Genomic DNA, 24,022 nt, shown 5'->3' on the forward strand with positions numbered 1-24,022 from the left:
GGCCGGTCAGTGGACCGACGCCTCCCGCGCCGTGGCGGCGCTCGCCACCGGCGGCAGGGCGAAGCCGAGCGGCGGACGCTCCGGCGCCTTGAAGCCGTGCGCCCGGTCCTCCTCGACCACCACGCCGTCCAGCGCCAGCCGGCCATCCACGACCGACAACGTCATGGCGGTCTTGCCCTCCACCTCCTCGTCGAGCAGACGCTCGGCGATCGGGTCCTCGACAAGGCCTTGGATGGCGCGCTTCAGCGGACGGGCGCCGAAGGCCGGATCCCAGCCCAGATCGCCCAGACGCCGCTTGGCCGCCGCATCGGCCGTCAGGGTGACGCCGCGCTCGGCCAGCCGCTCGTTGACGCGGGACAGCTGGATATCGACGATCCGCGACATCTGGTCCCGGCCCAGCCGGCGGAAGATCAGGACATCGTCCAACCGGTTGAGGAACTCCGGCCGGAAGGCCTTGCGCACCGCGTCCATCACCTCCACCGTCACGCCGGCCATATCCTCGTCATCGCCCAAGGCGCTCAGCGCCTCGGCCCCCAGGTTGGAGGTCATGATGAGGATGGCGTGGCGGAAATCGGCGGTGCGGCCCTGCCCGTCGGTCAGCCGCCCGTCGTCGAGCGCCTGCAGCAGGACGTTCAGCACGTCGGGATGCGCCTTCTCCACCTCGTCCAGCAGCACGACCTGATAGGGCCGGCGCCGGATGCGCTCCGCCAGAGAGCCGCCGTCGTCATAGCCGACATAGCCCGGCGGCGAGCCGATCATGCGGCTGACCGCGTGCTTCTCCATGTATTCCGACATGTCGAGCCGGGTGATCGCCGTCTCGTCGTCGAACAGGAAGGCGGCCAACGCCTTGGCCAGCTCGGTCTTGCCGACGCCGGTCGGGCCCAGGAACAGGAAGGAGCCGGTCGGGCGGCTGGGGTCCTTCAGCCCTGCGCGGGCACGCCGCACCGCCTTGGACACCGCACGCACCGCCTCCTTCTGGCCGACGACGCGCTCCGCCAGCTTGTCCTCCATGCCCTTCAGCCGCTGGCGTTCGCCCTCCAGCATCCGCTCCACCGGAATGCCGGTCCAGCGGGTGACGACGGCGCCGATGTCCTTGGCCGTCACCTCGTCACGCTCGGTGCTGGCACGGGATTCGGCATCGGCGAGACGCTTCTCCAAATCGGGCACCACGCCATAGGCAAGTTCGCCGGCCTTGGCCCAGTCGCCGTCGCGCTGGGCGCGCTCCAGCTTCGTGCGGGCCTGGTCCAGCTCCTCCTTCAGGCGGCGGCCCTCGGTGCGGCGGGACTGCGAGGCGCGCCAGTCCTCCTCCATCGAGGACTGGCGGGCTTCCGCCTCCGCCAACTCGCCTTCCAGGGCGTGCAGCCGTTCCTGCGATGCGGCGTCCGGCTCGGCCTTCAGCGCCTCGCGCTCGATCTTCAGCTGGGCGACGCGGCGGTCGACGGCGTCGAGCGCCTCCGGCTTGCTGTCGATGGCCATGCGCAGGCGGCTCGCCGCCTCGTCGACAAGGTCGATGGCCTTATCGGGCAGCCGGCGGTCGCCGATGTAGCGCGAGGACAGGCTCACCGCCGCGACCACCGCCGCGTCGGCGATGCGCACGCCGTGATGGACCTCGTACTTGCCCTTGATGCCGCGCAGGATCGACACCGCATCGTCGGCCGACGGCTCGTCCACCGTCACCGGCTGGAAGCGGCGGGCGAGTGCCGCGTCCTTCTCGATGTATTTGCGGTACTCGTCGGGCGTGGTGGCGCCGACGCAGCGCAGCTCGCCACGCGCCAGCGCGGGCTTCAGCATGTTGGCGGCGTCCATCGCGCCATCGGTGCGGCCGGCGCCGATCAGGGTGTGCAGTTCGTCGATGAACAGGATGATGCGGCCGTTGGCCTCCTGCACCTCGCTCAGCACCGACTTCAGCCGCTCCTCGAACTCGCCGCGGAACTTGGCGCCGGCCAGCAGGGCAGTGAGGTCGAGCGCCAGCACGCGGCGGTCCTTCAGCCCTTCCGGCACGTCGCCGGAGGCCAGGCGCTGCGCCAGCCCCTCGACCACGGCGGTCTTGCCGACGCCTGGATCGCCGATCAGAACGGGATTGTTCTTGGTGCGGCGGGCCAGCACCTGGATGGTGCGGCGGATCTCGTCGTCGCGGCCGATGACCGGGTCGAGCCGGCCCTGCCGCGCCTCTTCCGTCAGGTCGCGGGTGTAGCGGGCCAGCGCCTCGCCGGAGGTGGTTTCGGTCTCGGCGTCGGCGGGATGGTCCTTGCGCTGGGCATCGGCGGCGGCAGCCAGCGCGTCGGCATCGACGCCGGCACGGCGGAACAGCGCGCGCAGCGGGCCGCTCTGCCGGGCGAGGCTCTCCAGCAGCCGTTCGGCAGTGACGAAGCGGTCGCCGCCGTTGCGCGCCGAGGCGACGGCGCCCTGCAGCACGGCGGCCAGCGACGGCGACATATAGAGCGGCTGCGGGCCCTCGCTGGCGCCCGGCTGAACCGGGGCCCGGGACAGCTGTTCCTCGGTCGCGGACTTCAGCAGATCGGGATCGCCGCCGGTGTCGCGCACCAGACGCGCGGCGACGCCGCTGGTGTCGTCGATCAGGGCCTTCAGCAGATGTTCGGGGAGAAGCTGTTGATGCCGCTCGGCAAGGGCGGCGATCTGCGCGGCCTGAATGACGCCACGCGCACGATCGGTGAATTGACCGAAGTCCATCCGGCACTCCGTTTCCCAAGGTCTCCCGCCCAGCCATCCGGCGCGGGACGGCGCCTCCGCGGTCCGCAATATGCGCGACCGCCCGGTGCCTGATGGGTAAATGGTTAACGGAATCGGGGCGATCAAGAGGGGGGCGAACCAGTCACCGCGACAGCGCAAGCCATATTGACACACGATCCCTGTAGCCCTCTTCATAGCATCATGATATGGGCAACAAGGGTTCAGGCGGGATGGACGTGCGGCAGCTTCGCTATTTCCTCGGCATCGTCGAGCATGGCTCGATCTCCCGCGCGGCGGACGTCCTGCGGGTGGCGCAGCCGGCGCTCAGCCTGCATCTGAAGCGGATGGAGGAGGATTTCGGCTGTCAGCTGGTCCTGCGCACGGCGCGCGGGGTGGTGCCGACGGAAAGCGGGCGACGGCTGGCACAGCGGGCGGCGGCGCTGATCGGCCAGATGGACGGGCTGCGCGACGAGGTGCGCGCGGTGGAAGCGGTGCCGGCCGGGCCGGCGACCGTCGGCATCCCGACCTCGCTGGGACCGGTGCTGACCGTGCCGCTGGCGCTGGCGGTCCGCCGCACCCATCCGCAAATCCGGCTGCGGGTGGTGGAGGGGCTGTCCGGCCACATGCTGGAATGGGTGCTGTCGGGGCAGCTCGACTTGGCGCTGGTGTTCGGCACCAAGGAGATGGGCGGGCTGGAAACCGAACTGGTGGCGCGGGAAAGGCTGCATCTGGTCGGGCCGGCGGACGACCCGCTGCTGCATGGCCGCAGCGCCATTCCCTTCGCCGAGGCGCTGTCCCTGCCGCTGATCCTGCCCGGCCGGCCGCACGGCGTGCGCGAGGAGGTGGAGCATGCCGCCCTGCTGGCGCGGGCCGGCGTCACCGTCGCGCTGGAAATCGACGCGCTGGAGCAGATCAAGGCGCTGGTGGCGGAGGGCTGCGGCTATACTGTCCTGTCGGATCGGGTGGCGCGGCATGGCGCGGCGGCGGAGCGGCTGACCGGCCTGCCGATCGTCGATCCTCAGATCGACCGGACCATCCTGCTGGCGCATGCCGCCGGCCGGCCGATGTCGGCCGCCGCCCGCGCGACGCACGGCATCCTCGGCGGGATTCTGGCCGGGCTGACGCAGGACGGCGGATGGCGCTGAGCAGCCGGCGGTTTAGGAGCCGAGATTGACGATCTCCACCCGCCGGTTGACGTCGCTGGCCGGGTTCGCCGGGTCCAGGAGTTGCTGCGAACCGCGGCCGATGGCGACAAGCCGGCCCGACGACACACCGAAGTTGCGGGTCAGGTAATCGCGAACCGAGGCCGCGCGCCGCTTCGACAGGGCGAGGTTGTAGTCGGGGTTGCCGACGCCGTCGGTGTGGCCGGTCAACTGGAAGCGGTAGGCGGCAAGATCCGGCGACGTCAGGGCGCGGCCCAGCTCGTTCAGGATGCCGGTCGCCTTCGGCGTCAGCTCCGCCGAATTGAAGGCGAACTCCACTTGGAAGCTGATGCGCGGCGCCGCCTTCGGCTGGGGGGCGGGGGTGCCGTAGCCCGGTGCAGATGCCGGTGCCGGGGCAGGCGCCGGAGTCGGTGCCGCGGTGGTGTCGCCGGTTCCCAGCGCCAGACCGCGAGTCCGCGGCTTCTCGTCGCCCTGCGGCCGATCCGGCTTCAGCGCGCGGATGAAATCCTCCGACGTGGTCGGTGTGGCAGCCGGGTCGGTGGCCAGCGCCGAACCGCTCACCGACAGCAGCAGACCCAGGCCGGCCAGCGCCGGCCGCAACATCCCGACCGCATCCATCCCCGCACCCCCGCATTCCTATAAGGACCAAGCTTCGGCCATCCTAGCCAAATGCGTGTTCCGCCGCCAGCGCCGGCCCGCGGGGTTGCAGGCCGGCACTTCGATTCAGCCCGGCCCCAGGGCGGCGGCGGGCACATCGCTGCGGACCATTTTTGCCGCAGGATCGGACGGTTCCCGGTCTTGCTACCGCCACAGTGCGGCGATACCGTGCAGCCCACGCCGCAGCCGTTCCGTGGAAACATGCACGACATCGTCATTCAAGTCCTGGGCGTTGCCGGGCTTCTCGCCCTCGTCAGTTTCCTGCCGCCGCTGGCCGCCCGGTTCCAAATGCCCTACACGGTGCTGCTGGCCGGCGTCGGCGTGGCGCTGGGCGCAGTGATCCAGACCTTCGCCGGGATGCCGGGCAAGGGGCCGTTCCACGATTTCCTCGCCTCGCTGGCGGATCTGGACGTCTCGTCCGACATTCTGCTGCACATCTTCCTGCCGATCCTGCTGTTCGAAACCGCGCTGGCGGTCGACGTGCGCCGGCTGTTCGACGATCTGGGGCCGATCCTGCTGATGGCGGTGGTGGCGGTGTTCGTCTGCACCTTCGCCGTCGGCTATGCGGTCAGCCTGTTCACCTCGCTGGGGCTGGTCGCCTGCCTGCTGCTGGGGTCCATCGTCGCCTCGACCGATCCGGCGGCGGTCATCGGCATCTTCCGCGACCTGGGCGCGCCGCGCCGGCTGACCACGCTGGTTGAGGGCGAAAGCCTGCTGAACGACGCCGCGGCCATCGCGCTGTTCACGCTGCTGCTGGACATGCTGACGCGCAAGGCCACCGGCGGGGCGGGGGCGGCGGCGCTGGACTTCCTGCGCGATTTCACCGGCGGCGTCGTCACCGGTTACATCTGCGGCCGCATCGTCTGCCTGCTGGTGGAGCCGATGCGCAACCAGCCGATGGCGGAGATCACGCTGACGGTGGCGCTGGCCTATCTGTCCTATGTGCTGGCCGAACATTATGTCGGCGCGTCCGGCGTGGTGGCGGTGGTGGCCGCGGCGCTGGTCATCGGTTCGGTCGGGCGCACCCGCATCTCCCCCGCCACCTGGGGTGCCATGGAGCATGTCTGGCAGCAGCTGGGCTTCTGGGCCAACTCCATGATCTTCCTGCTGACCGCCATCCTGGTGCCGCGCCTGATGGCCGATGCCGGCTGGGCGGAGGTCGGGCTGGTGCTGGTCGTGGTGCTGGCCGCCTTCGCCGCCCGCGCGGTGGTGCTGTTCGGACTGCTGCCGATCCTGTCCTGGGCCGGTCTGGCGCAGAAGGTCAGCAATTCCTACAAGTCGGTGATGCTGTGGGGCGGCCTGCGCGGTGCGGTGTCGCTGACGCTGGCGCTGGCGGTGACCGAGAATTTCCGCGTGCACGACCGGGTGCAGAGCTTCATCGCGGTGATGGTCACCGGCTTCGTCTTCGTCACTCTGTTCATCAACGGCACGACCCTGCGCTGGCTGATCCGCCTGCTGAAGCTGGACGAGCTGACGCCGGTGGAGCACGCCATGCGGAACCGCGCGCTGGCGCTGTCCACCGACAGCATCCGCGACCGCGTCGCCGCCGTGGCCGAGACCTACGAGGTCGACGGCGTCGTCAAGGACGTGATGGTCGCCCGCTATGAGGAGCGGCGGAAAAAGATCGACCAGGAGCGCCAGGAGGAGGCCCAGTTGACCGGGGAGGACCGCGTCACCATCGGCCTCGTCATCCTGGTGAACCGCGAGGAGGAGCTCTATTACGCCCACTTCGCCGAAGGGGTGGTGTCGCGCGCGGTGATGGAGATGCTGGCCGGACGCAGCGGCCGGCTGCTCGACGCGGTGAAGAGCCAGGGCCGCAACGGCTACCGCGCCTTCGAGGAGCCCTTCATCGCCTTCTCCCCCTGGATGCGGACGGCCAGCTGGCTGCAGCGGCGCTTCGGCATTCACCGGCCGCTGGCCCGGCGCCTGTCGATGCGGTTCGAGGTTCTGGTGGCCGTGCGCACCGTGCTGCGCGAACTGCTGGCCTTCACCCGCGACCGTCTGGCCCGCGTGCTGGGCCAGGAGGTGGCGTTCGAGCTGGAGGGCATGCTGGTCGGCCGGCTCGGCATCGTCGAACAGGCGCTGTCGGCCCTGAAGCTGCAATATCCCGATTATGCGGTGGTGCTGCAGAGCCGGTACGTCGGACGCGCCGCCCTGCGGCTGGAGCATGCCGAATACCGCGCCATGCACGCCGAATCGATCATCAGCCAGGAGGTGCTGACCGACCTGGAACGCGACCTGGAGCAGCGGCGCCGGGTCCTGGAACGGCTGCCGAAACTGGATGTCCGCTTCGACGTGGCGGAGCTGGTGCGCCGGGTGCCGCTGTTCGCCGGCCTGCCGTCGGAGCGTGTGGCGACCATCGCCACGCTGCTGCGCGCCCAATTGGCCCTGCCCGGCGAGACCATCGTGCGCAAGGGCGACCGCGGCGACGCCATGTTCTTCATCGCCTCGGGCGCCGTCGAGGTGCTGGTGCCGATGCTGGCGGAACCGGTCAAGCTGGGCACCGGCGACTTCTTCGGCGAGATGGCGCTGCTGTCCCGCCAGCGGCGCAATGCAGACGTGCGGGCGCTAGGCTATTGCCAATTGCTGGTGTTGGATGAGAAGGATTTCCGCCGGCTGGTGCAGAAGGACGCGGATTTGCAGTCCCACATCCAGGCGGTCGCCGAAGCGCGCCGCCAGCCGACCCAGGCGGCGCCGGCCGTTCCGGCAGTGAGCTGACCGGACCGGGGAAGGAACCAGAAACATGAGCGGGACCGCGACGGGCGGCCAACCCTGGCTGCGCCTGATGCCGGGCCTTTTCGTTCTGCTGTGGAGCACCGGCTTCATCGGCGCGAAATACGGCCTGCCCTATGTGGAGCCGCTGACTTTCCTGTTGATCCGGCTGGGATTGGTCGCCGTGGTGCTGGCGCTGGTGGCGCTGGTCAGCCGGGCGCCCTGGCCCAGGGACTGGGCGACCGCCGGGCGGATCGCACTGGCGGGGCTGCTGGTCCACGGCGTCTATCTCAGCGGCATCTTCATCGCCATCTCACAGGGCCTGCCGGCGGGGGTGACCGCGCTGGTGGTCGGCATCCAGCCGCTGCTGACCGCAGCATTGTCCGGCCCGCTGCTGGGCGAGCGGGTGACCGGCCGGCAATGGGTGGGGCTGCTGATGGGTCTTGCCGGCGTCGGGCTGGTGGTGCGGGAGAAGCTGTCCATCGACGCCGCGCATCTGGTCCCATTCGCCTATGCCCTGGTGGCGCTGGTCGGCATCACGCTGGGCACGCTGTACCAGAAGCGCCATGGCGGCGGCATGGATCTGCGCAGCGGCACCGCCATCCAGTACGGCGCCACCGCGCTGGCCCTGGCAGTCGCCGCCCCGCTGACCGAGACGATGCAGGTGCAGTGGACGGGCGAGTTCGTCTTCGCCCTGGTCTGGCTGTGCTTCGTGCTGTCGGTCGGCGCCATCTTCCTGCTGTTCGCCCTGATCCGCCGCGGCGCGGCGGCCAAGGTCGCCAGCCTGTTCTACCTGACCCCGCCGGTCACCACGCTGATCGCCTGGCTCCTGTTCGGCGAGAAGCTGGGAATCGTGGCGCTGATGGGCATGGCAGTGGCGGTCTGCGGCGTGGCGCTGGTCAATCGGAAGTGAGGATAGCGGCGCGAAGGGCGGTGGGGCATCAGCCCCACTTCATCTCGCCGGTCGCCACCTTGGCACCGATGTCGAGCGCGATGCCCATCCCGGCGTCCGGATAGCGCCGCTTCATGGCGGCGATCAGGTCGGCGCTCGACTTCGCTTTGGCAAGCTCCTCCTCGAAGGCCAGAAGATAGCCCTTGGTGTGGGCGATGGCGATCGCATCGGGTGCGGTATCCGGCGCGGCATGGCCGGCGACCACCACCGCCGGATTGCGGGCGGCCATGGCATCCAGCGCCTTCACCCAGGCAGCCCGCGCCTCCGCCGTAGGGGTGTCGGCGGTCCAGACATGCAGGCCTGAGAACACCAGCACCCCGCCGAAGACGGCGCGCAGCGACGGCACCCAAAGGTATCGGCGGTTCGCCATCCCCTGTGCATCGACGATTTCGATGGTCTGGCCCTCCAGCGTCAGGGCGGCGCCTTCGAAGGATTGCGGCATCACCACGTCGGCCAGGGTCCGCGGTCCATTCTCCTTCAGCTTCGGTCCCCAGACCGCCAGCTTCTTTTCGACATTGCCCTTGATCGCCTCGACGGTGGCAGGTGCGGCGATGACGCGGGCGTCGGGGAAGGTCGCCTTCACCGGACCAAGGCCGAAATAATAGTCCGGGTCGCTCTGGCTGACATAGATGGTGGTCAGCGTCTTGCCGGTTGCCTTGATCGCCTCGGCCAGCGCCTTGCCGTCGGGCAGGGTGAAGCCGCCGTCGATCAGGATCGCCTCGCGGCCGCCGGACAGCAGGACCGGGTTGCGGAAAAAGCCGGCTTCCCCGGCAGGAAACGCCTGCCAGTTCAGAGGCGTCGCCGTGGCGGCAAGCCCGCCGGCCGGGGCCAGAAGAGTCGTGGCTCCCGCCAGCGCCGAGGCGTGCAAAGCGGTGGCAAGGATGTCCCTGCGCGTCATCATCGTCGTTGTCCTTTGTGGGTTCGCAGTCAGCCGGCGCGCAGGATGGCGGCCAGCCTGCCGGGCTTGGAGAAGAGGATTTCAGAGTCGAGCTTGCGCCGGTGCGATCCGTCGTCGAACAGCAGGGTGGGCACGCCGTTGGCACGGTAGGTGGCCATCAGTTGCCTACCGCGCTCGACCCGTGCGGCATCGGCGACCGTCAGTTCCTCCGCCCCCTCCGCGACCAGCGCCGCCGCCGTGTCGAGACCCAGCCCGGCCAGAATGTCGGCCAGCACCGCCGCCGCCGTGATGTCGCGGCCGCCGGCATAGCGTGCGGACTGGATGGCGGCCAGCGCCGCAAATTCCCGGTCGGGAGCGGTCAGCGCCACCGCCGTCAGGGCCAGCGTCGCGGGACCGCTGTCGAGCCGCTGCCGCCGGTCGCCCAGTACGCTGGTACGATAGCGCTCGCTGAAGATTTGTCCGGTCAGGGCGTGGATACGCTGATCGCTCGCCCAGGCATAGCCGGCGAAGCCCTCGTCCAGCGGCCGGGCGCCGGCCCCGGAAAACAGGCCGGTCGGCACCATCTCCAGCACGAGATCCTCGACGTCCGACAGCGACGCGACCGCCGGCGAGGCGCCATAGCACCAGCCGCACAGCGGGTCGAACAGATAGGTGACGGTCCTGGTCCGGCTCATGATCGCATCCGTGATGGGCGGTGACGTGATGGGACGACCTTAACCGGCGCCAATTGCGCTGTGTAGCCGGCATAAAACCGACATATCGTATGCTATCAGCAAACAATTGGCGGGCATCCCGCACCATGAGCACTCCGCCATGAACGATCCAAGGCATCTGAACCGCATCGCCTATTTTGCGGCGGTGGTGGAGACCGGCTCCTTCACCGCGGCGGCGGCGCGGCTGGGAATCACCAAGGCGGTGGTCAGTCAGCAGGTCGCCAAGCTGGAGGAAGAGGTCGGCGCCAGCCTGCTGGTCCGCACCACCCGTAAGGTCCGGGCGACAGAGGCCGGCATGGCCTTCCACCGCCGTTGCGTCGTGATTCTGCGGGAAGCGGAGGACGCGTTCGCCGAACTGGCGGAGAGCGCGGCGGCACCGTCCGGCCTGCTGCGGCTGACCGCACCCTTCGATTACGGGGTGGCGGTCATCGTTCCCGCCATAGCCGCCTTCACCGCCGCCCACCCTGCCTGCAAGGCCGACATGATCCTGTCCGACCAATCGCTCGACCTCGTCGGCGGCACCTTCGATCTCGCCATCCGCGTCGGCTGGCTGGCCGACACCAGCCTTCAGGCCCGCCAGTTCGGCAGTTTCCGGCAGCTTCTGGTCGGCACCCCGGCCCTGGCCGCCCGGATCGGTGAAGGCAGCGGACCGGAGGACATCGCCGCCCTGCCCTTCGTCGCCAACACCGCCCTGCGCAGCCCGCTGACCTGGCAATTCACCGCCGCGACGGGCGAACCTCGCAGTGTGACGACACGGGCGGACATCGCGCTCGACGCCACCTTCGCCGTGCGGGAGGCGGTGCGCGAGGGGGCGGGGCTGTCCGTCCTGCCAGATTACTGCGTGGCGGAGGATCTGGCATCGGGCCGCCTCCTCCCCGTCCTGCCGGGGTGGAGCCTGCCGTCGGGCGGCATCCATGCCGTTTTCCCCGCCGCCCGCTTCCGCCCGACCAAGGTCCGCGCCTTCGTCGATCTCCTGACCGAGCGTGAGAAGCTGCGGCGAAATTTCGCTGGATCGTTCGCCCGCTCAGCAATCTAATATGTCCGACAAATCAATAATCCCCACGGGAGGGACGCAATGGCGGACGTGTTGGACTTCGGCAGCTTCGACTACATCATCGCAGGCGGCGGCACGGCCGGCTGCGTGCTGGCAAATCGGCTGTCGGCTGATCCGGACGTCTCGGTCCTGCTGCTGGAGGCCGGCGGAAAGGACAGCTGGGTCTGGCTGCACATCCCAGCCGGCTATCTGTTCTGCATCGGCAATCCGCGCACCGACTGGTGCTTCAAGACGGAGGCGGAGCCGGGGCTGAACGGACGCAGCATCCATTACGCCCGCGGCAAGGTGCTGGGCGGCTGTTCGTCGATCAACGGCATGATCGCCATGCGCGGGCAGGCGCGCGATTACGACGAATGGGCCGTCCTCACCGGTGATTCGCGCTGGAGCTGGAAGGAGGTGCTGCCGGTCTTCAAGGGCAGCGAGGATTACTGGCGCGGCGCCGACGAGATGCACGGCGCCGGCGGCGAATGGCGGGTGGAGCGGCAGCGGCTGCGCTGGGACCTGCTCGACCGCTTTGCCGAGGCGGCACAGCAGGCGGGCATCCCGCGCAACGACGACTTCAACCGCGGCGACAATCTCGGCGTCGGCAGTTTCGAGGTGAACCAGAAGGGCGGCATCCGCTGGAGCGCGGCCAAGGCCTTCCTGCGTCCCGCCCTCGACCGCCCCAACCTGAAGCTCGCCATTGAGGCGGCCATCGACAAGGTGGAGATCGCCGACGGCCGCGTCACCGGCATCCGTTTCACCGTGAAGGGGGAGCCGGCGCGGGCGACCTCCCGGATCGAGACGGTGCTGGCCGCCGGGGCCATCGGCAGTCCGGCGATCCTCCAGCGCTCCGGCATCGGCCCGGCGGAGCATCTGAAAAAGCTCGGGATTCCCGTGGTGCTGGACGCGCCGGACGTCGGCTCCAACCTGCAGGACCATCTGCAGCTGCGGATGATCTACAAGGTCGACGGCATCGTCACGCTGAACAAGCGGGCGGGAAGCCTGTTCGGCAAGGCGATAATGGGGCTGGAATACGCGCTGTTCCGCAAGGGGCCGCTGACCATGGCGCCCAGCCAGCTCGGCGTCTTCGCCAAATCGTCGCCCGATGTCGAGAGCGCTGACCTGGAATATCACGTCCAGCCGCTGTCGCTGGAGAAGTTCGGCGATCCGCTCCACGCCTTCCCGGCCTTCACCGCCAGCGTCTGCGACCTGCGCCCGGCATCGCGCGGCTGGACCCGCATCACCAGCGCCGACCACCGCGAGAACCCGGCGATCGCCCCCTGCTACCTGTCCGATCCGGCCGACCGGGCCAAGGCGGCGAAAGCGCTTGCGCTGACCCGGCGCATCGTGGCGCAGCCGGCGCTCGCCCCCTATCATCCGCAGGAATACAAGCCCGGCCCCAGCTTCCAGAGCGAGGAGGAGTTGGCCAAGGCCGCCGGCGACATCGGCACCACCATCTTCCATCCCGTCGGCACCTGCCGGATGGGCGGCAAGGACGACGCCACCGCCGTCACCGATGCGGAGATGCGGGTGCGCGGCGTGCGCGGCCTGCGGGTGATCGACGCCTCGGTGATGCCGACGCTGACCTCCGGCAACACCAACACGCCGACGGTGATGATCGCCGAACGCGGCGCCGCCCTGATGCGCGCCGAGCGCCGTGCGGCCCTGAAAGGGTAGCTCCGTCGGAAAGCGCGGCCGTCAGCGCAAAATTTTCGCTCGGCGGCCAAACATTCCGCAATGGGATTTTCCGTTCACCCCCGATCCGCTACCAACCCGCAAAATCATTTGCCTGCGAAAGGCGCAGACTTGTCTCCAACGATAGAAATCCGAGGGGACGAGAGATGGACGGCATGCCGAAAGGCCTGCGGGCGGAACAGGTGGCAATCGACCAGAACTATCGCCTGGACGACCGTTATGTCCGGGCGGAGGGCCAGGTCTATCTGTCCGGCACCCAGGCGCTGGTCCGGCTGCTGCTGCTCCAGGCCGAAAGCGACCGGCGGGCCGGGCTGAACACCGCCGGCTTCGTCAGCGGCTATCGCGGGTCGCCGCTGGGCGGGCTGGATCAGGCGCTGTGGCAGGCCCGTAAGCATCTCGACGCCCACGCCATCAGCTTCGTCCCCGGCGTGAACGAGGATCTGGGCGCCACCGCCGTCATGGGCACCCAGCAGGTCGAATCGTCGGGCGAGGGCACCGTCGACGGCGTGTTCGGCATGTGGTACGGCAAGGGGCCGGGGGTGGACCGCTCCGGCGACGTGCTGAAACATGCCAACGCCTATGGCAGTTCGCCGCGCGGCGGGGTGCTGGCGGTGGCCGGCGACGACCATGGCTGCGTGTCCTCCAGCATGCCGCACCAGAGCGACCTTGCGATGATCGCGTGGTCGATGCCGGTGCTGAACCCGTCGGGCGTACGCGAATTCCTTGATTTCGGGCTCTACGGCTATGCCCTGTCGCGCTTTTCCGGCGCCTGGGTCGGGTTCAAGGCGATCTCGGAATCGGTGGAAAGCTCCGCCACCGTGCGGCTGCCGTCGCTCGACCGCGGCTTCCTGCCGGTGGAGTTCGATCCGCCGCCGGGGGGGCTGCATTACCGCTGGCCCGACCTGCCCAGCCTCGCCATCGAGGAACGGCTGGCCGCCAAGGTCGCCGCGGTGAAGGCCTTCGCCCGCGTCAACCGCATCGACCGCACTGTCTTGGGCCGTGGCGGCTGGCTGCGCATCGTCACCACCGGCAAGGCGCATCTCGACCTGATGGAGGCGCTGCGCGTCCTGGGCATCGGCCCGGCGGAAGCGGCGGAAATCGGGCTGTCGGTCCACAAGATCGGCCTGTCCTGGCCGCTGGAACCCGACTTCGCCCTCTCCGCCGCGCGTGGCGCCGAAGAGATTCTTGTGGTCGAGGAGAAGGCCCCGGTCGTCGAAGGCCAGCTGAAGGATCTGCTGTTCCACCTGCCGGCCGGCGAGCGCCCGCGCGCCGTGGTCGGCAAGACCGACGAGTTCGGTGCCCCGCTTCTGCCCGCCACCGGCGAGCTTCGCCCCTGGATCGTCGCCAAGGCGCTGGTGGAACGCATCCGCCACCGCTTCCCTGAGCGTGACTTCACCAATCGTCTGGCGGAACTGCTGCCGGGCGAGGCGCCCGCCGCCCCTGCCCTGCCGCGCACGCCCTATTTCTGCTCCGGCTGCCCGCACAACAGCTCGACCAAGGTGCCGGAGGGCAGCAAGGCGATGGCCGGCATCGGCTGCCATTTCATGGCGTCGTGGATGGACCGCGATACGGTCGGCCTCAGCCAGATGGGGGGCGAGGGCGTCAGCTGGATCGGGCAGTCGCGCTACAGCAAGCGCCCGCACATCTTCCAGAATCTGGGCGAGGGCACCTATTTCCATTCCGGCCTGCTGGCGATCCGGCAGGCGGTGGCCGCCAAGGTCAACATCACCTACAAGATCCTGTTCAATGACGCCGTCGCCATGACCGGCGGCCAGCCGGTGGACGGCCCGATCTCCGTCGACGCCATCACCCGCCAGCTGGCGGCGGAGGGAATCACCCGCATCGCCGTGGTCAGCGACGCGCCGGAGAAATACGACAGCCGCAGCGGTCTCGCCCCCTTCACCACCGTGCATCACCGCGAGGAGTTGGACGCCGTCCAGCGCGAGATGCGCGAAATCCCCGGTGTGACCGCCATCGTCTATGAACAGACCTGCGCCGCCGAGAAGCGCCGCCGGCGCAAGCGCGGCACCCTGGCCGACCCGGTGCGGCGGATGGTCATCAACGATCTGGTCTGCGAAGGCTGCGGCGATTGCGGCAAGAAGTCGAACTGTCTGTCGGTGCAGCCGAAGCAGACCGAGTTCGGCGTGAAGCGGCAGATCGACCAGTCCAGTTGCAACAAGGATTACTCCTGCGCCGACGGCTTCTGCCCCAGCTTCGTCTCGGTGATGGGCGGGTCCTTGCGCAAGCCGAACCCCGACAAGGTCGCCGCCCGCTTCGCCGACGATCTGGCGGCATTGCCGCTGCCGCATTACTCCACCACAAATGATCCGGCCGAAATCCTGATTGTCGGTGTCGGCGGCACCGGCGTCGTCACCGTCGGCGCGGTGCTGGCGATGGCCGCCCATCTGGAGGGCAAGGCGTCCTCCGTGCTCGACTTCATGGGCTTCGCGCAGAAGGGCGGCGCGGTCTACAGCTACCTCCGCGTGGCCGGCGACGCGGCGCGCCTGAACCAGGCGCGGATCGACCCGAAGCAGGCGCAGCTGGTGCTGGCTTGCGACACGGTGGTCGCCGCCTCTCCCGACGCGCTGAAGACGGTGCGGCTGGGCCGGACGCGAGTGGTGGCGAACGCCCATGTCGCCCCGACCGGCGCCTTCACCCGCGACGGCAGCAAGCTGCCCGACGCCGGCGGGCTGCTGCGGAGCCTCCGCCGCGCCGCCGGACCCGACCGGGTGGAGGTGGTGGACGCCAACCGGGTGGTCACCGCTTTGTTCGGCGACAGCATCCTCGCCAACGTCTTCCTGATGGGCGTCGCCTTCCAGAAGGGGCTGCTGCCGGTCGGGCTGGAGGCGCTGACCCGCGCCATCGAGCTGAACGGCACCGGCGTCCCCGCCAACCTGCGCGCCTTCGCCTTCGGCCGCCTCGCCGCGCATCGGCCGGACCTGCTGGCGACCCTGGGCGCGGAGGAGGAAGCCCCCTCGACTGACCTCGCCACCATCGTCGAGCGCCGGGCCGCCTTCCTGGCCGACTATCAGGACCGCGCCTATGCCGACCGCTACCGCGCGCTGGTGGAGCGGGCGCGACAGGCGGAAGCCCGCGTCGCCCCCGGTTCGACCGCGCTGGCGGAGGCGGTGGCGCGCAGCGCGTTCAAGCTGATGGCCTACAAGGACGAGTATGAGGTGGCCCGCCTGCACAGCGACCCGGCCTTCCGCAAAAGCCTGGATGAGCGGTTCGAGGGCGACTGGAAGCCGGTCTTCCACCTCGCCCCGCCCCTGCTGTCGCGCGACACCAACGGCTATGGCGAGCCGCGCAAGATGGCGCTGGGCGCCTGGATCCTGCCGGTGTTCCGCGGTTTGGCGGCGATGAAGAGGCTGCGCGGCACGGCGCTCGACCCGTTCGGCTACACGGCAGAGCGGAAGATGGAACGCGCCCTGATCGCCCGCTACGAGGCCACGGTGGCGGAGATCGCCGAGCGGCTGTCGGCCGACCGTCTCGCCACCGCGATAGAACTGGCGGCACTGCCGCAGGAGATCCGCGGCTTCGGTCCGGTCAAGCATCGGGCGCTGGAGGCAGTCGAGCCGCGCTGGCGGGCGCTGGAGCAGCGGCTGCGCGAGCGGCCGGCGCAAGCTGCGTGACGCAGCCTCACTTCTCCAGGAAGTGCAGGAAGGGGAAGGCTTCGAAGTCGAAGCGGATCAGGGCCGGCGCCCCGCCGCCGCGGACCAGATGGTCGTATGTGCAGTAGGGGGCCGCCTGATCCAGCCCCCAGAAGGCCCGGTCCTCGTCGAAATGCCGGCCGATATAGGCGACGACGAGGTCGAGGTAGCGCTGGGCCGCCGGCGTCCGGTTGAAGGCGAGGAAACCGGCGAGGAAATCGCGGGTGGGCCCACGGCCCCGCCGGTCCTGCATCACCGCCACGTCCCAATCCTGCCACTCGGCCATCGCAAGCCCCGGATCGGCGAGCAGCAGCGCATCCACATCGACCTGGATCACCGGCCCGGCCCCCTGGCGCAGAAGCTGCTGTGTCACCGCGAAACGGGCGGAGGCGAAATAGGTCAGCCGCACCGGCTCCGGCAGCACGGCGAGGTCGATGGTCTCGAAGGAGACGGACAACGGAAAATCGCCGTCGCCCGCCAGCCGCATCAGCTCCTCCTCGGTGTCGTCCGAGGGGTTGACGACATGGACATGCAGGGCGCAGGACGGGGCCTTCTCCAGACGGGTGGCGAGGAAGCCGGCGCCGAAGCGGCGCCAATAGCCGTCGTCGCAGCCCACCAGCAGGATCGGCCGGCCGACGGCCTGCGGCGGGACCCGCATGCGGCGGCCGGCACGGGTGAAGCATACCGGCGGCTCGGCGGCCAGACGGTCGAAGAAGGCCGGCTCGCTCCGCACCATCGACCACAACAGCATCTCGAAATCGGCGGCGATGTCCTGCGGCGTCCAATGGCGGGCGTATTTGCGGCAATAGCGGCCGGCGAGGTCGAGCCGACCCCGGCGATAGAGGCGATAGCACACAACCGACAGGGCGACGCTGTCCCGCGGCTCCACCATCAGCCGGCGGCGCGCCGCGGCGGCGATGCGGGCCAGCATCGCGTCGTCCATCACCCCGGTCTGGATCGCCACAACCGCCGTGCCGAACAGGTTCTTGCCGGCATCGGCATGTCCACCGCCCGCGGCGTCGGCGAAGGCGGCGACCGCCTCCCCCAGGGCAACGCGATCGACCGTCTTTCCGGCGGTGGCGAGCACCGCCGCCATCAGCCGGCTTGCCGCCAGCCGACACAGGCCCAGCCGGTACAGGCAGTCGGCGCGGCCGGGCTGAAGGGCGTCCAGCCTCCGGTAACACTCCTCCGCCTCCGCCGTCCGCTCCTGGGCATAGAGGCAATCGCCGAGCCGCAGCAGATAGGCGTCGGACTCGGGCGCCAGCCGCAAGGCCCGGCGCAGCACCCCGGCGGCACCGGCGCCGTCACCCAGATCGGTCAAGGCGCCGGCCAGATTGCCGAAGGGCTTGACCCACCCCGGATCGATGGCGGTCGCTATCCGGTGACGAGCGACGGCCCGATCCGCCTGACCTGCTGCCCGCAGCGCCGATCCGAGATTGTCGTGATAGGCGGCGCAGAGGGGATCGCGCCGGATCGCCTCGCCGATCAGCCGCACGGCCTCCGCGGACTGGCCGGACTGGTGGTGCAGCACGCCCAGCAGGTGCCACGCATCGGCGACCTCGGGGGCCGCCTGGATGATCTTCCGGTAGATGTCCGCCGCCTCGGCCAGACGGTTGCCCTGATGCAGCCCGACGGCCATGCGCAACGCTTCGGATACGGTGGTCATGGCGGGCGGACTTCCGGTGTGGGGTCTATCGTCGGAAAGTGGATCTTTGGGCTACATCCCGCCCAGATCCTGCGCCTCCAGCACCGTTTCCGGCAGGGTCAGCGACAGTCCGTCGAAGGGGGCGAGCATGGCGCGGATGTTGGAGCCGACGCCGCAGGCCCGGTATTCCAGACGCACCGCCTCGATCCGTTCCGGCAGCATCCGCTTGTGGTCGGTGATCAGCTGCCACGCCAGGACGCAGCTGTTTTCCCCATCCTGGGCGGTGACATAGTCGTAGTCGCCGTAGCGGTTGCGGCGGGCGGCGTCGGCGACCTTGACCGTCATCCCGGGGAACTCGCGCTTGGTCGTCGCCAGCAGCGTTTCCATGGTGTAGAGCGGCACCGGGAAGACGCGCGGCGGCTGGACCAGGGCGCCGAACAGGCTGTCGGGCAGGGTCTGCACGTCGATGGTCAGGCGGTTCTCGCCCGGCAGGACCGTCGGGTTGCCCAGCACCACGATGTAGGATTTGTAGACGGCGCCGGTGTCGCGCATGCGGGCGGCGACGATGGGGAAGTCGCGGCTGTCCGGCAGGGTCACCGGCAGCGCCGCCGGCTGGACGCGCCGCCAGGGGGCGGGCGCCATGGTCAGGTTGTCGCGAACCCAGCCGGCACAGCCGGAGGTCAGCAGCGTCGCCGCCGCCAAAGCCGCCAGCATCGCCGCGCGCCTGCGGCCCGTCCGGGCCATAGCGGAAATCGGAGAACCGGAAATCGTAATCTCGGGCATCGGGGCTCCCTTACCAGTCATGCCCTTACCAGTCATGGTAAATGGTCTTCCAGGTGATGCTGACGCCTTCGCGCGATTCCTCGGTGCTCAGCCGGTCGTCGACGGACTTGAACTGGGCATAGGCCTCGTCGAAGCGCATCAGGTTGTAGAGCGCCCAGCCGCGTAGGATGCCGAGGTTCCGCGGCTCCGGCGTCAGCTCCTTCCGCGCGTCGAGCAGGCGCAGCACGTCGTTGTAGCGCTTGTCCTCCAGCGCCCGGTTCGCCTCCGTCGCCATCAGCGACGCGCGGATCTCCGCCTTCTGCGCCGGGGTCATGTTGGCGCGCGGCAGGTCGCGGGTCAGGCCGACGGTGTCGCCGGTGGCCAGCCGCGCCACCGCCTGACCATAGGCGTTCTCCTGCGCCGGCGTCGCCTTCTGCGGCAGGCCGGCCGCTGCCGGGGTGCGTCCCCCCGCTCCGGCGGATTGGCCGCCCTTCGCCGGTTCACGCGCGGCCATCGCCTGCGCCTCGGCGAAGGCGGCCTCGGCCTCCGACGGGCGCTTCATCTCCAGCAGGCACCAGCCGCGCTGCTGCAGAAGGGCGGCGGTCGGGCCGCTCTTGGCGATGCTGCTGCGGATGATGCTGAGGCAGGCGGCGAAGTCCTGGCGGGCCAGCGCCCGGTCAAGCTCGCTCGGCCCCTGCGGGCCGCTGCGGCCACCGCCGGCCCCGCGCGGCGGGTCCACCGCCTTCAGCGCCTGATCGATCCGGCTCGACTTGCCCTTCCAGGGCGATGCTGCGGCGCGAGCCTGCGCCTTCTCGCCCAGGCCGTTGTATGCCAGCACCAGCCCTTCCGCCGCCTTGTCGGACGGCGCCCAGCCATTGGCCTGCGAGAACCAGCTCTGCGCTTCGGCAAAGTTCTTCTGCTTCTGGAAATACCAGCCGAGCGCGATGGCGCCGTCGGCGTCCTGCTTGTCGCGGACGATGCCCTGGATGCGCGACAGGTCGGCGGCCGACAGGGCGCCGGGCTTGGCCCCCGAACTGGCGGCGCCGAGACGCTCCAGCAGCCGGCCGGTCTCAAGCTCGGCCTCCGCGGTGCGGACGGTGGAGTAATCCTCCCCCTTCGCCGGGTTGGCGGTGGCGCCCAGCGCGGTCAGTTCGCGCAGCTGCTCCGGGCTGAGATGGCGGGACGCCTTGAAGATGGTGTCGCGTCGCTCCTTCGCCTTGGGGCAGGTGCTGACGATGGTCCGGTAGGTGTCGAAGGCGCGGTCGGCCTGCTTCAGCTCGGCATAGGCTTCGGCCAGCCGCCACGCATTGTCCAGCCGGTTGCAGGCCACCGCCTCCGGATGGGCGGCGGCGGCATCGACCACGTCCTGCCAGCGCTTGGTGTCGCTGGCCGAGCGGATGCGGCCGGCGCTCTCGGCGGTATCGAGTTCCTGCAGCAGCTTGTCCGAGGGCTGCCAGGAAGGCGACTTGCGCCGCTGCTCGGCGATGGCGGCCCGCGCCTCCGCCACCTTGCCGGCGGACATCAGGTTCCAGAACGGCGTTTCATCAACACCAGGGGTGGTCGGCTGCGGCGCGAACAGATCCTTGGGCGGTTCCCAGCCGGGATCGAGCGCGCGCAGCCGGGCGATCTCCGCCTCCAGCCGCTCGCCGTCGCCGATGCGGGCGTAATAGCGCAGCGCCGTCTCGTCCACCTTGCCGGCGGCGGGGGCGGAGCCGCTGCCCGGAGCCGGCGCCACCTCCACCTTCACGCCGGGGGCCAGCGCGCGGGCGCCGCCGTTCGACTGCGCCCAGGCGCCGGTTCCGGCACCGGTGGCGGCGATGCCGGCGAGAAGAAGGGCGGAAAGGAGGACAGGACGGGTCACGGATCGATCCCCAGGCTTTGCGCCGCCAGCGCGGACAGGTGGGCCAAGGTGGTGGAGTAATAATCTTCGTCGGGCGCCAAGGGCGGCACCGTCACAGGGTCCCCCGCCCCTGCAAGACGGCAGGCCAGCCGGTAGACCGCCAGCATGCCGACCGACGCCGCCACCTGCGTGGTGGTGCCGCCCGGCAGGGAGACGGTGGCGGGGACCGCCGTGCCGCCGAACTTCGCGACCAGGCTGGCGTAGGGGCGGAAATAATAGGGATCGCGATAGCCGTCCCACGCCAGATAGAGCGGCACCCGCACGGCGTCGTAGCCGTACTGCTTCTTGAAGCCGTCGGCGATGCCCACCGTCCCGGCGGCGTCCAGCGTCATCCAGTCGGGCGGCAGCTGGAACCCGCCGAAACGCGCCTTCGACAGCAGCACCAGCCCGGCATCCGACAGCTTGCCCCAGCGCTCTCCGCCGGGCAGGGCGGCGAAGGCGCGGATGGCCGGGAAGATCCAGTAGCTGGGATTGAGGACCAGCGTCTCGCCCTTACGGAAGCCGTCGCGCCCCGGCAGCAGCACGGTCAGCCCGGCCTGCTCCACCAGCAGCCCGGAGGCCAGAGCCTTGACGATGGCGCCGGCGGCGGTCCGGTAGGACTCCGCCTGCCAGACCTCGGCGGCGCGCAGCAGCGCCCAGGCGATCAGCATGTCGCCGTCCGACGCATTGTTGCGGTCGGTGACCCCGCCGTCGGGCGTCCAGCGCCAGGCGGCCAGCCCGTCGTCGCGCACCATCAGCACGCGCTGGGTCCAGCCCCACAGCCGGTCGAAGGCGGCGCGGTCGCCCGCCGCCACCGCCAGCAGCATGCCGTAGCCCTGCCCTTCGGAATGGCTGATGCCCTTGTTGCCGGTGTCGACGATGCGCCCTTCCGGCAGCAGGAACCGCTCGGCATAGCGGCGCCACGCCGCCCCGTCGAAGGGCGCCGCGCGCAGGTTTCCCGGCAAGGCCGCCGCCAGCCCGAGGGCGGCCGATCCGATCAGCAGGTCGCGCCGCGATGCCGTCATCATCCGCTCACGTCCTCTCCACTGGATTCGCCCCCACTACGCTCATGGTGCCCGCCCTTCAGCAGCAGGCGCATGCTGACCGTCAGCACCACCGCCGTCCCCAGCAGCAGGGCGAACAAAACCTCGATCCGCTGCGACAGGTTGCGGGCCAGAATCAGGATCAGGTTGCCGATGTCAAAGGGATTGAGAATGATCTGATAGGGGCGCGACGCCTCCAGCGTGGTGACGGCCGGCGCCGCGCTGCTCCACAGCGCCCCGCCGCCGCGCAGCTTGTCCCAAAGCCCGGCCTCTCCAAGGCTGCGCATGGCGCGGTCGATGGCCCGCGGATCGGAGGCTGTCAGCAGGGTCCAGGTCAGCGGATCGTTGCCGGGAGCCCGGTATTGCAGCAGGGCCGCCTCCGGCAGCGTCTCGGCGGTCTCGGTCAGCGCGACGACGTCGACCGGCGCATCCTCCACCGCCCAGTGGTTGATATAGCGCGCCGCCCCGGCCATGATCCGCCGCGCCCAGTCGGGCACCCAGCCGTGCCCGGCGGCCGGTTCCTTGGCATCGCCGGCCATCCGCTGCCAGCGGTTCGCCGTTCCGCCGTCCGCCGCCATCGCCGATCCCACCATGGACATCTGCCCAAGCGGCTGCTGCACGGAACCCGGCCGCGCGGTCCCGGTGCGGGCGGCATTGCCGGACCAGCCCAGCCGCAGACGGTCCGCAAGGGCGCGACGGTCGGCCGCCGCCATCGGCTCGCCCCGCGCCTTGGCCTGGGCGATCAGCGATCCCGCCTCCAGCAGTCCGGCCAGACGGTCGGCGGGAAGCGGCGCGGTGGCGAAGACCGCCTGCGGCAGCGCCGCGACCGGGCCGACGATCAACGCGTTGTCGTTCGGCGCGCCGTCCCAGCCGGTGTAGGGCACCACCGCCATCAGGTCGCCCGCGCGCTGCGCCAGCTTGGCGGTCAGGCTCCAGGCGGCGCCGGACCAGGCGGGGTCGCGCCCGACGACCACCAGATCGAAGGGCGGCGCCGACTCGCCCCCGGCGATGCCGCCATAGGGATAGGCGGTGTTGGCGAAGCCGCGCAGGTTGGGCAGGGTGACCAGACGGGCGAAGCCGGGAATCTCGATGCTGGAGCTGTCCAGCAGGGTGAAGGTCGGGCGCCGCACCGCGAAGACGCAGTCGGTGCCGCCGGCCGGCGGCAGTTCCGCCTCCACCTCGATCAGGTTGGGGCCGGGGCGGAACAGCGCCATCGCCAGCGGCATCTCGCCATTCTCGATGACGCCGCTGGACCGCTTGTCGACCTCCATGGCGCCGGCCGACTTGCCGTTCACCCGGACATTCAGCACCGCACCGGGGCCGAGATTGCCTTCGAAGGCCGCATTGACGTGGAACAGGATGGAACGGTCGCTGACCGGGGCGAAGCCGGCCGGCAGCGTCAGGCCGAAATGGCCGGTGTAGCGGTAGCCGCTGTGCTGCACCGTCTGGAAGCCCAGCTCCGACAGGCGGTAGCGTCCCTCCGCCTGCGCCGGTGGGGGCGGCGGGGCGGCGGGGGCTGTCGCGTCGGTGACGATCGTCGCGCTCTGGGTCGGCAGTGGCCGGCTGACGTCGGACAGCCGCATCACCGCCTGATCGACCTCCTGCGGCGTGCGGCCGGAGGCGACGGCGACGAAGCCGCCGCCGGTGCCGTCGGCCGCGGCCGGCAGCGGATAGACCGCCAGGAACGGGCCGGTGACGGCGGCGGCCCGCGCCTCCCCCAGGATCGGGGCGATGCGGTCGCGGGTGCCGATCAGGATGTTCTTGCCGCCGGGCAGCGGCAGGCTTTCCAGCGTCGGCGCCGCGCCACCGGCGGGCCTGGACGGCACCGGCACCGCCACCACGCGCGGGGTCCGGTCGCCCAGCAGCAGGCCATAGGACTGCGCCACCATGGCGCCCCAGCCGAGATGGTCGGCGTCGATGTCGCTGCCGGGATAGAGGATCGCCAGCGGTTCGCGCGCCCGGTCGGCGGCGGCCAGCAGCTGGCGCATCATCGCGAGATCCGGCTCCGGCACACCGCCGTCGGACAGCAGGGTCAGCGAAGACGCCGCCAGATTGATCCGCGCCCACAGGTCGTAGGTGCCGCGAACCGTGCAGATGGCGCGATGCTGGGCGCTGGTCTGGAAGACGATCTGGTTCTCGCCGGGACGGATCAGGCTGCCCGGCAGGGTGATGGAGGCGTTGACCGGTCCCCGGAAGGCGGCGAGCGGCAGGTCGGCCACCGGCGAGCCGTTGATGAAGACCGACATCGCCCCCTTCTCGGGCAGGATATCGATGCCGTTCTCGTAGGTCAGCGCCAGCACGGCGGAGGTCAGCCCGACCACCGGCGGCAGGACGGCACGCAGGACCACCGTCTCCGTCTCACCGTTGAGGGTGACCTCCGGCTGGTCGTCGCGCAGGTTCGACAGCGGGATCACCCGCTTGTCGGCCGCGAGCGCCGGCTGCGCCCAGCCGGTCCACAGGGACAGCAGCGCCAGCACGGTCCAGCAGGCCCGGTGCAGGCCGGTATGATCGCGCATGCCCGCCATC

Annotated in this window: 15 protein-coding genes; 6 read left to right on the forward strand and 9 right to left on the reverse strand. The window is 70.2% G+C overall.

Annotation, left to right across the window (positions count from 1 at the left end; all coding sequences use genetic code 11):
- Nucleotides 1-6: 6 nt before the first annotated feature.
- Nucleotides 7-2,691 carry an ATP-dependent chaperone ClpB gene (gene clpB, locus PWS46_RS21695; RefSeq protein WP_434623421.1) on the reverse strand — a complete coding sequence of 895 codons (2,685 nt, stop codon included), beginning with the start codon at nucleotides 2,689-2,691 and terminating at the stop codon, nucleotides 7-9.
- Between the two features lie 230 nt (nucleotides 2,692-2,921).
- Between clpB and PWS46_RS21700 the strand changes: the two genes are divergently transcribed.
- On the forward strand, nucleotides 2,922-3,836 hold the full coding sequence (locus PWS46_RS21700; protein ID WP_434623422.1) for a LysR family transcriptional regulator: 915 nt from the start codon (nucleotides 2,922-2,924) through the stop codon (nucleotides 3,834-3,836).
- A gap of 12 nt (nucleotides 3,837-3,848) precedes the next feature.
- On the opposite strand, the gene PWS46_RS21705 is transcribed toward PWS46_RS21700, so the two are convergent.
- A complete protein-coding gene (locus tag PWS46_RS21705; RefSeq protein ID WP_434623423.1) occupies nucleotides 3,849-4,457 on the reverse strand; it encodes an OmpA family protein in 609 nt (202 codons plus the stop codon).
- A 255-nt stretch (nucleotides 4,458-4,712) separates the two neighbouring features.
- Between PWS46_RS21705 and PWS46_RS21710 the strand changes: the two genes are divergently transcribed.
- Together PWS46_RS21710 and PWS46_RS21715 are read left to right on the forward strand one after the other, a co-directional pair.
- Entirely contained in the window at nucleotides 4,713-7,229 is a 2,517-nt protein-coding gene (locus PWS46_RS21710; protein ID WP_434623424.1) for a cation:proton antiporter, read from the forward strand.
- A gap of 25 nt (nucleotides 7,230-7,254) precedes the next feature.
- Nucleotides 7,255-8,136 carry a DMT family transporter gene (locus tag PWS46_RS21715; RefSeq protein ID WP_434623425.1) on the forward strand — a complete coding sequence of 294 codons (882 nt, stop codon included), beginning with the start codon at nucleotides 7,255-7,257 and terminating at the stop codon, nucleotides 8,134-8,136.
- A gap of 28 nt (nucleotides 8,137-8,164) precedes the next feature.
- On the opposite strand, the gene PWS46_RS21720 is transcribed toward PWS46_RS21715, so the two are convergent.
- A complete protein-coding gene (locus tag PWS46_RS21720) occupies nucleotides 8,165-9,076 on the reverse strand; it encodes an MBL fold metallo-hydrolase (protein WP_434623426.1) in 912 nt (303 codons plus the stop codon).
- Between the two features lie 26 nt (nucleotides 9,077-9,102).
- On the reverse strand, nucleotides 9,103-9,747 hold the full coding sequence (locus tag PWS46_RS21725; protein WP_434623427.1) for a DsbA family protein: 645 nt from the start codon (nucleotides 9,745-9,747) through the stop codon (nucleotides 9,103-9,105).
- Nucleotides 9,748-9,886: 139 nt separating this feature from the next.
- Between PWS46_RS21725 and PWS46_RS21730 the strand changes: the two genes are divergently transcribed.
- The 3 genes from PWS46_RS21730 (at nucleotide 9,887) to PWS46_RS21740 (ending at nucleotide 16,149) form a co-directional block, all read left to right on the forward strand.
- Entirely contained in the window at nucleotides 9,887-10,822 is a 936-nt protein-coding gene (locus tag PWS46_RS21730; RefSeq protein WP_434623428.1) for a LysR family transcriptional regulator, read from the forward strand.
- Between the two features lie 39 nt (nucleotides 10,823-10,861).
- Nucleotides 10,862-12,499, forward strand: coding sequence for a GMC family oxidoreductase (locus tag PWS46_RS21735; RefSeq protein ID WP_434623429.1), 1,638 nt, complete (start codon nucleotides 10,862-10,864; stop codon nucleotides 12,497-12,499).
- 173 nt (nucleotides 12,500-12,672) lie between these two features.
- Nucleotides 12,673-16,149: an indolepyruvate ferredoxin oxidoreductase family protein gene (locus PWS46_RS21740; RefSeq protein ID WP_434623430.1), complete on the forward strand. Its 3,477-nt coding sequence runs from the start codon at nucleotides 12,673-12,675 to the stop codon at nucleotides 16,147-16,149.
- A gap of 7 nt (nucleotides 16,150-16,156) precedes the next feature.
- On the opposite strand, the gene PWS46_RS21745 is transcribed toward PWS46_RS21740, so the two are convergent.
- From PWS46_RS21745 to PWS46_RS21765, 5 genes are all read right to left on the reverse strand, one after another.
- A complete protein-coding gene (locus PWS46_RS21745) occupies nucleotides 16,157-17,833 on the reverse strand; it encodes a tetratricopeptide repeat protein (RefSeq protein WP_434623431.1) in 1,677 nt (558 codons plus the stop codon).
- Between the two features lie 51 nt (nucleotides 17,834-17,884).
- On the reverse strand, nucleotides 17,885-18,526 hold the full coding sequence (bcsN, locus tag PWS46_RS21750; RefSeq protein ID WP_434623432.1) for a cellulose biosynthesis protein BcsN: 642 nt from the start codon (nucleotides 18,524-18,526) through the stop codon (nucleotides 17,885-17,887).
- A 94-nt stretch (nucleotides 18,527-18,620) separates the two neighbouring features.
- Nucleotides 18,621-20,435: a hypothetical protein gene (locus tag PWS46_RS21755; RefSeq protein WP_434623433.1), complete on the reverse strand. Its 1,815-nt coding sequence runs from the start codon at nucleotides 20,433-20,435 to the stop codon at nucleotides 18,621-18,623.
- A complete protein-coding gene (locus tag PWS46_RS21760) occupies nucleotides 20,432-21,481 on the reverse strand; it encodes a glycosyl hydrolase family 8 (protein WP_434623434.1) in 1,050 nt (349 codons plus the stop codon). The genes PWS46_RS21755 and PWS46_RS21760 overlap by 4 nt, the downstream gene beginning before the upstream one ends.
- On the reverse strand, nucleotides 21,478-24,012 hold the full coding sequence (locus PWS46_RS21765; RefSeq protein WP_434623435.1) for a cellulose biosynthesis cyclic di-GMP-binding regulatory protein BcsB: 2,535 nt from the start codon (nucleotides 24,010-24,012) through the stop codon (nucleotides 21,478-21,480). Before PWS46_RS21765 ends, PWS46_RS21760 begins: the two co-directional genes overlap by 4 nt.
- Between the last annotated feature and the right edge of the window lie 10 nt (nucleotides 24,013-24,022).

It is taken from the genome of Azospirillum sp. B2RO_4 (genome assembly GCF_051124815.1).
Taxonomy (GTDB): domain Bacteria; phylum Pseudomonadota; class Alphaproteobacteria; order Azospirillales; family Azospirillaceae; genus Azospirillum.

Coding starts and splice junctions, on each gene's coding strand:
- PWS46_RS21760 (WP_434623434.1), bottom strand. CDS start 21,481: ATGATGACGGCATCGCGGCGCGACCTGCTGATCGGATCGGCCGCCCTC.
- PWS46_RS21735 (WP_434623429.1), top strand. CDS start 10,862: ATGGCGGACGTGTTGGACTTCGGCAGCTTCGACTACATCATCGCAGGC.
- PWS46_RS21715 (WP_434623425.1), top strand. CDS start 7,255: ATGAGCGGGACCGCGACGGGCGGCCAACCCTGGCTGCGCCTGATGCCG.
- PWS46_RS21705 (WP_434623423.1), bottom strand. CDS start 4,457: ATGTTGCGGCCGGCGCTGGCCGGCCTGGGTCTGCTGCTGTCGGTGAGC.
- PWS46_RS21700 (WP_434623422.1), top strand. CDS start 2,922: ATGGACGTGCGGCAGCTTCGCTATTTCCTCGGCATCGTCGAGCATGGC.
- PWS46_RS21745 (WP_434623431.1), bottom strand. CDS start 17,833: ATGACCACCGTATCCGAAGCGTTGCGCATGGCCGTCGGGCTGCATCAG.
- bcsN (WP_434623432.1), bottom strand. CDS start 18,526: ATGCTGGCGGCTTTGGCGGCGGCGACGCTGCTGACCTCCGGCTGTGCC.
- PWS46_RS21765 (WP_434623435.1), bottom strand. CDS start 24,012: ATGCGCGATCATACCGGCCTGCACCGGGCCTGCTGGACCGTGCTGGCG.
- PWS46_RS21720 (WP_434623426.1), bottom strand. CDS start 9,076: ATGATGACGCGCAGGGACATCCTTGCCACCGCTTTGCACGCCTCGGCG.
- PWS46_RS21730 (WP_434623428.1), top strand. CDS start 9,887: ATGAACGATCCAAGGCATCTGAACCGCATCGCCTATTTTGCGGCGGTG.
- clpB (WP_434623421.1), bottom strand. CDS start 2,691: ATGGACTTCGGTCAATTCACCGATCGTGCGCGTGGCGTCATTCAGGCC.
- PWS46_RS21710 (WP_434623424.1), top strand. CDS start 4,713: ATGCACGACATCGTCATTCAAGTCCTGGGCGTTGCCGGGCTTCTCGCC.
- PWS46_RS21740 (WP_434623430.1), top strand. CDS start 12,673: ATGCCGAAAGGCCTGCGGGCGGAACAGGTGGCAATCGACCAGAACTAT.
- PWS46_RS21725 (WP_434623427.1), bottom strand. CDS start 9,747: ATGAGCCGGACCAGGACCGTCACCTATCTGTTCGACCCGCTGTGCGGC.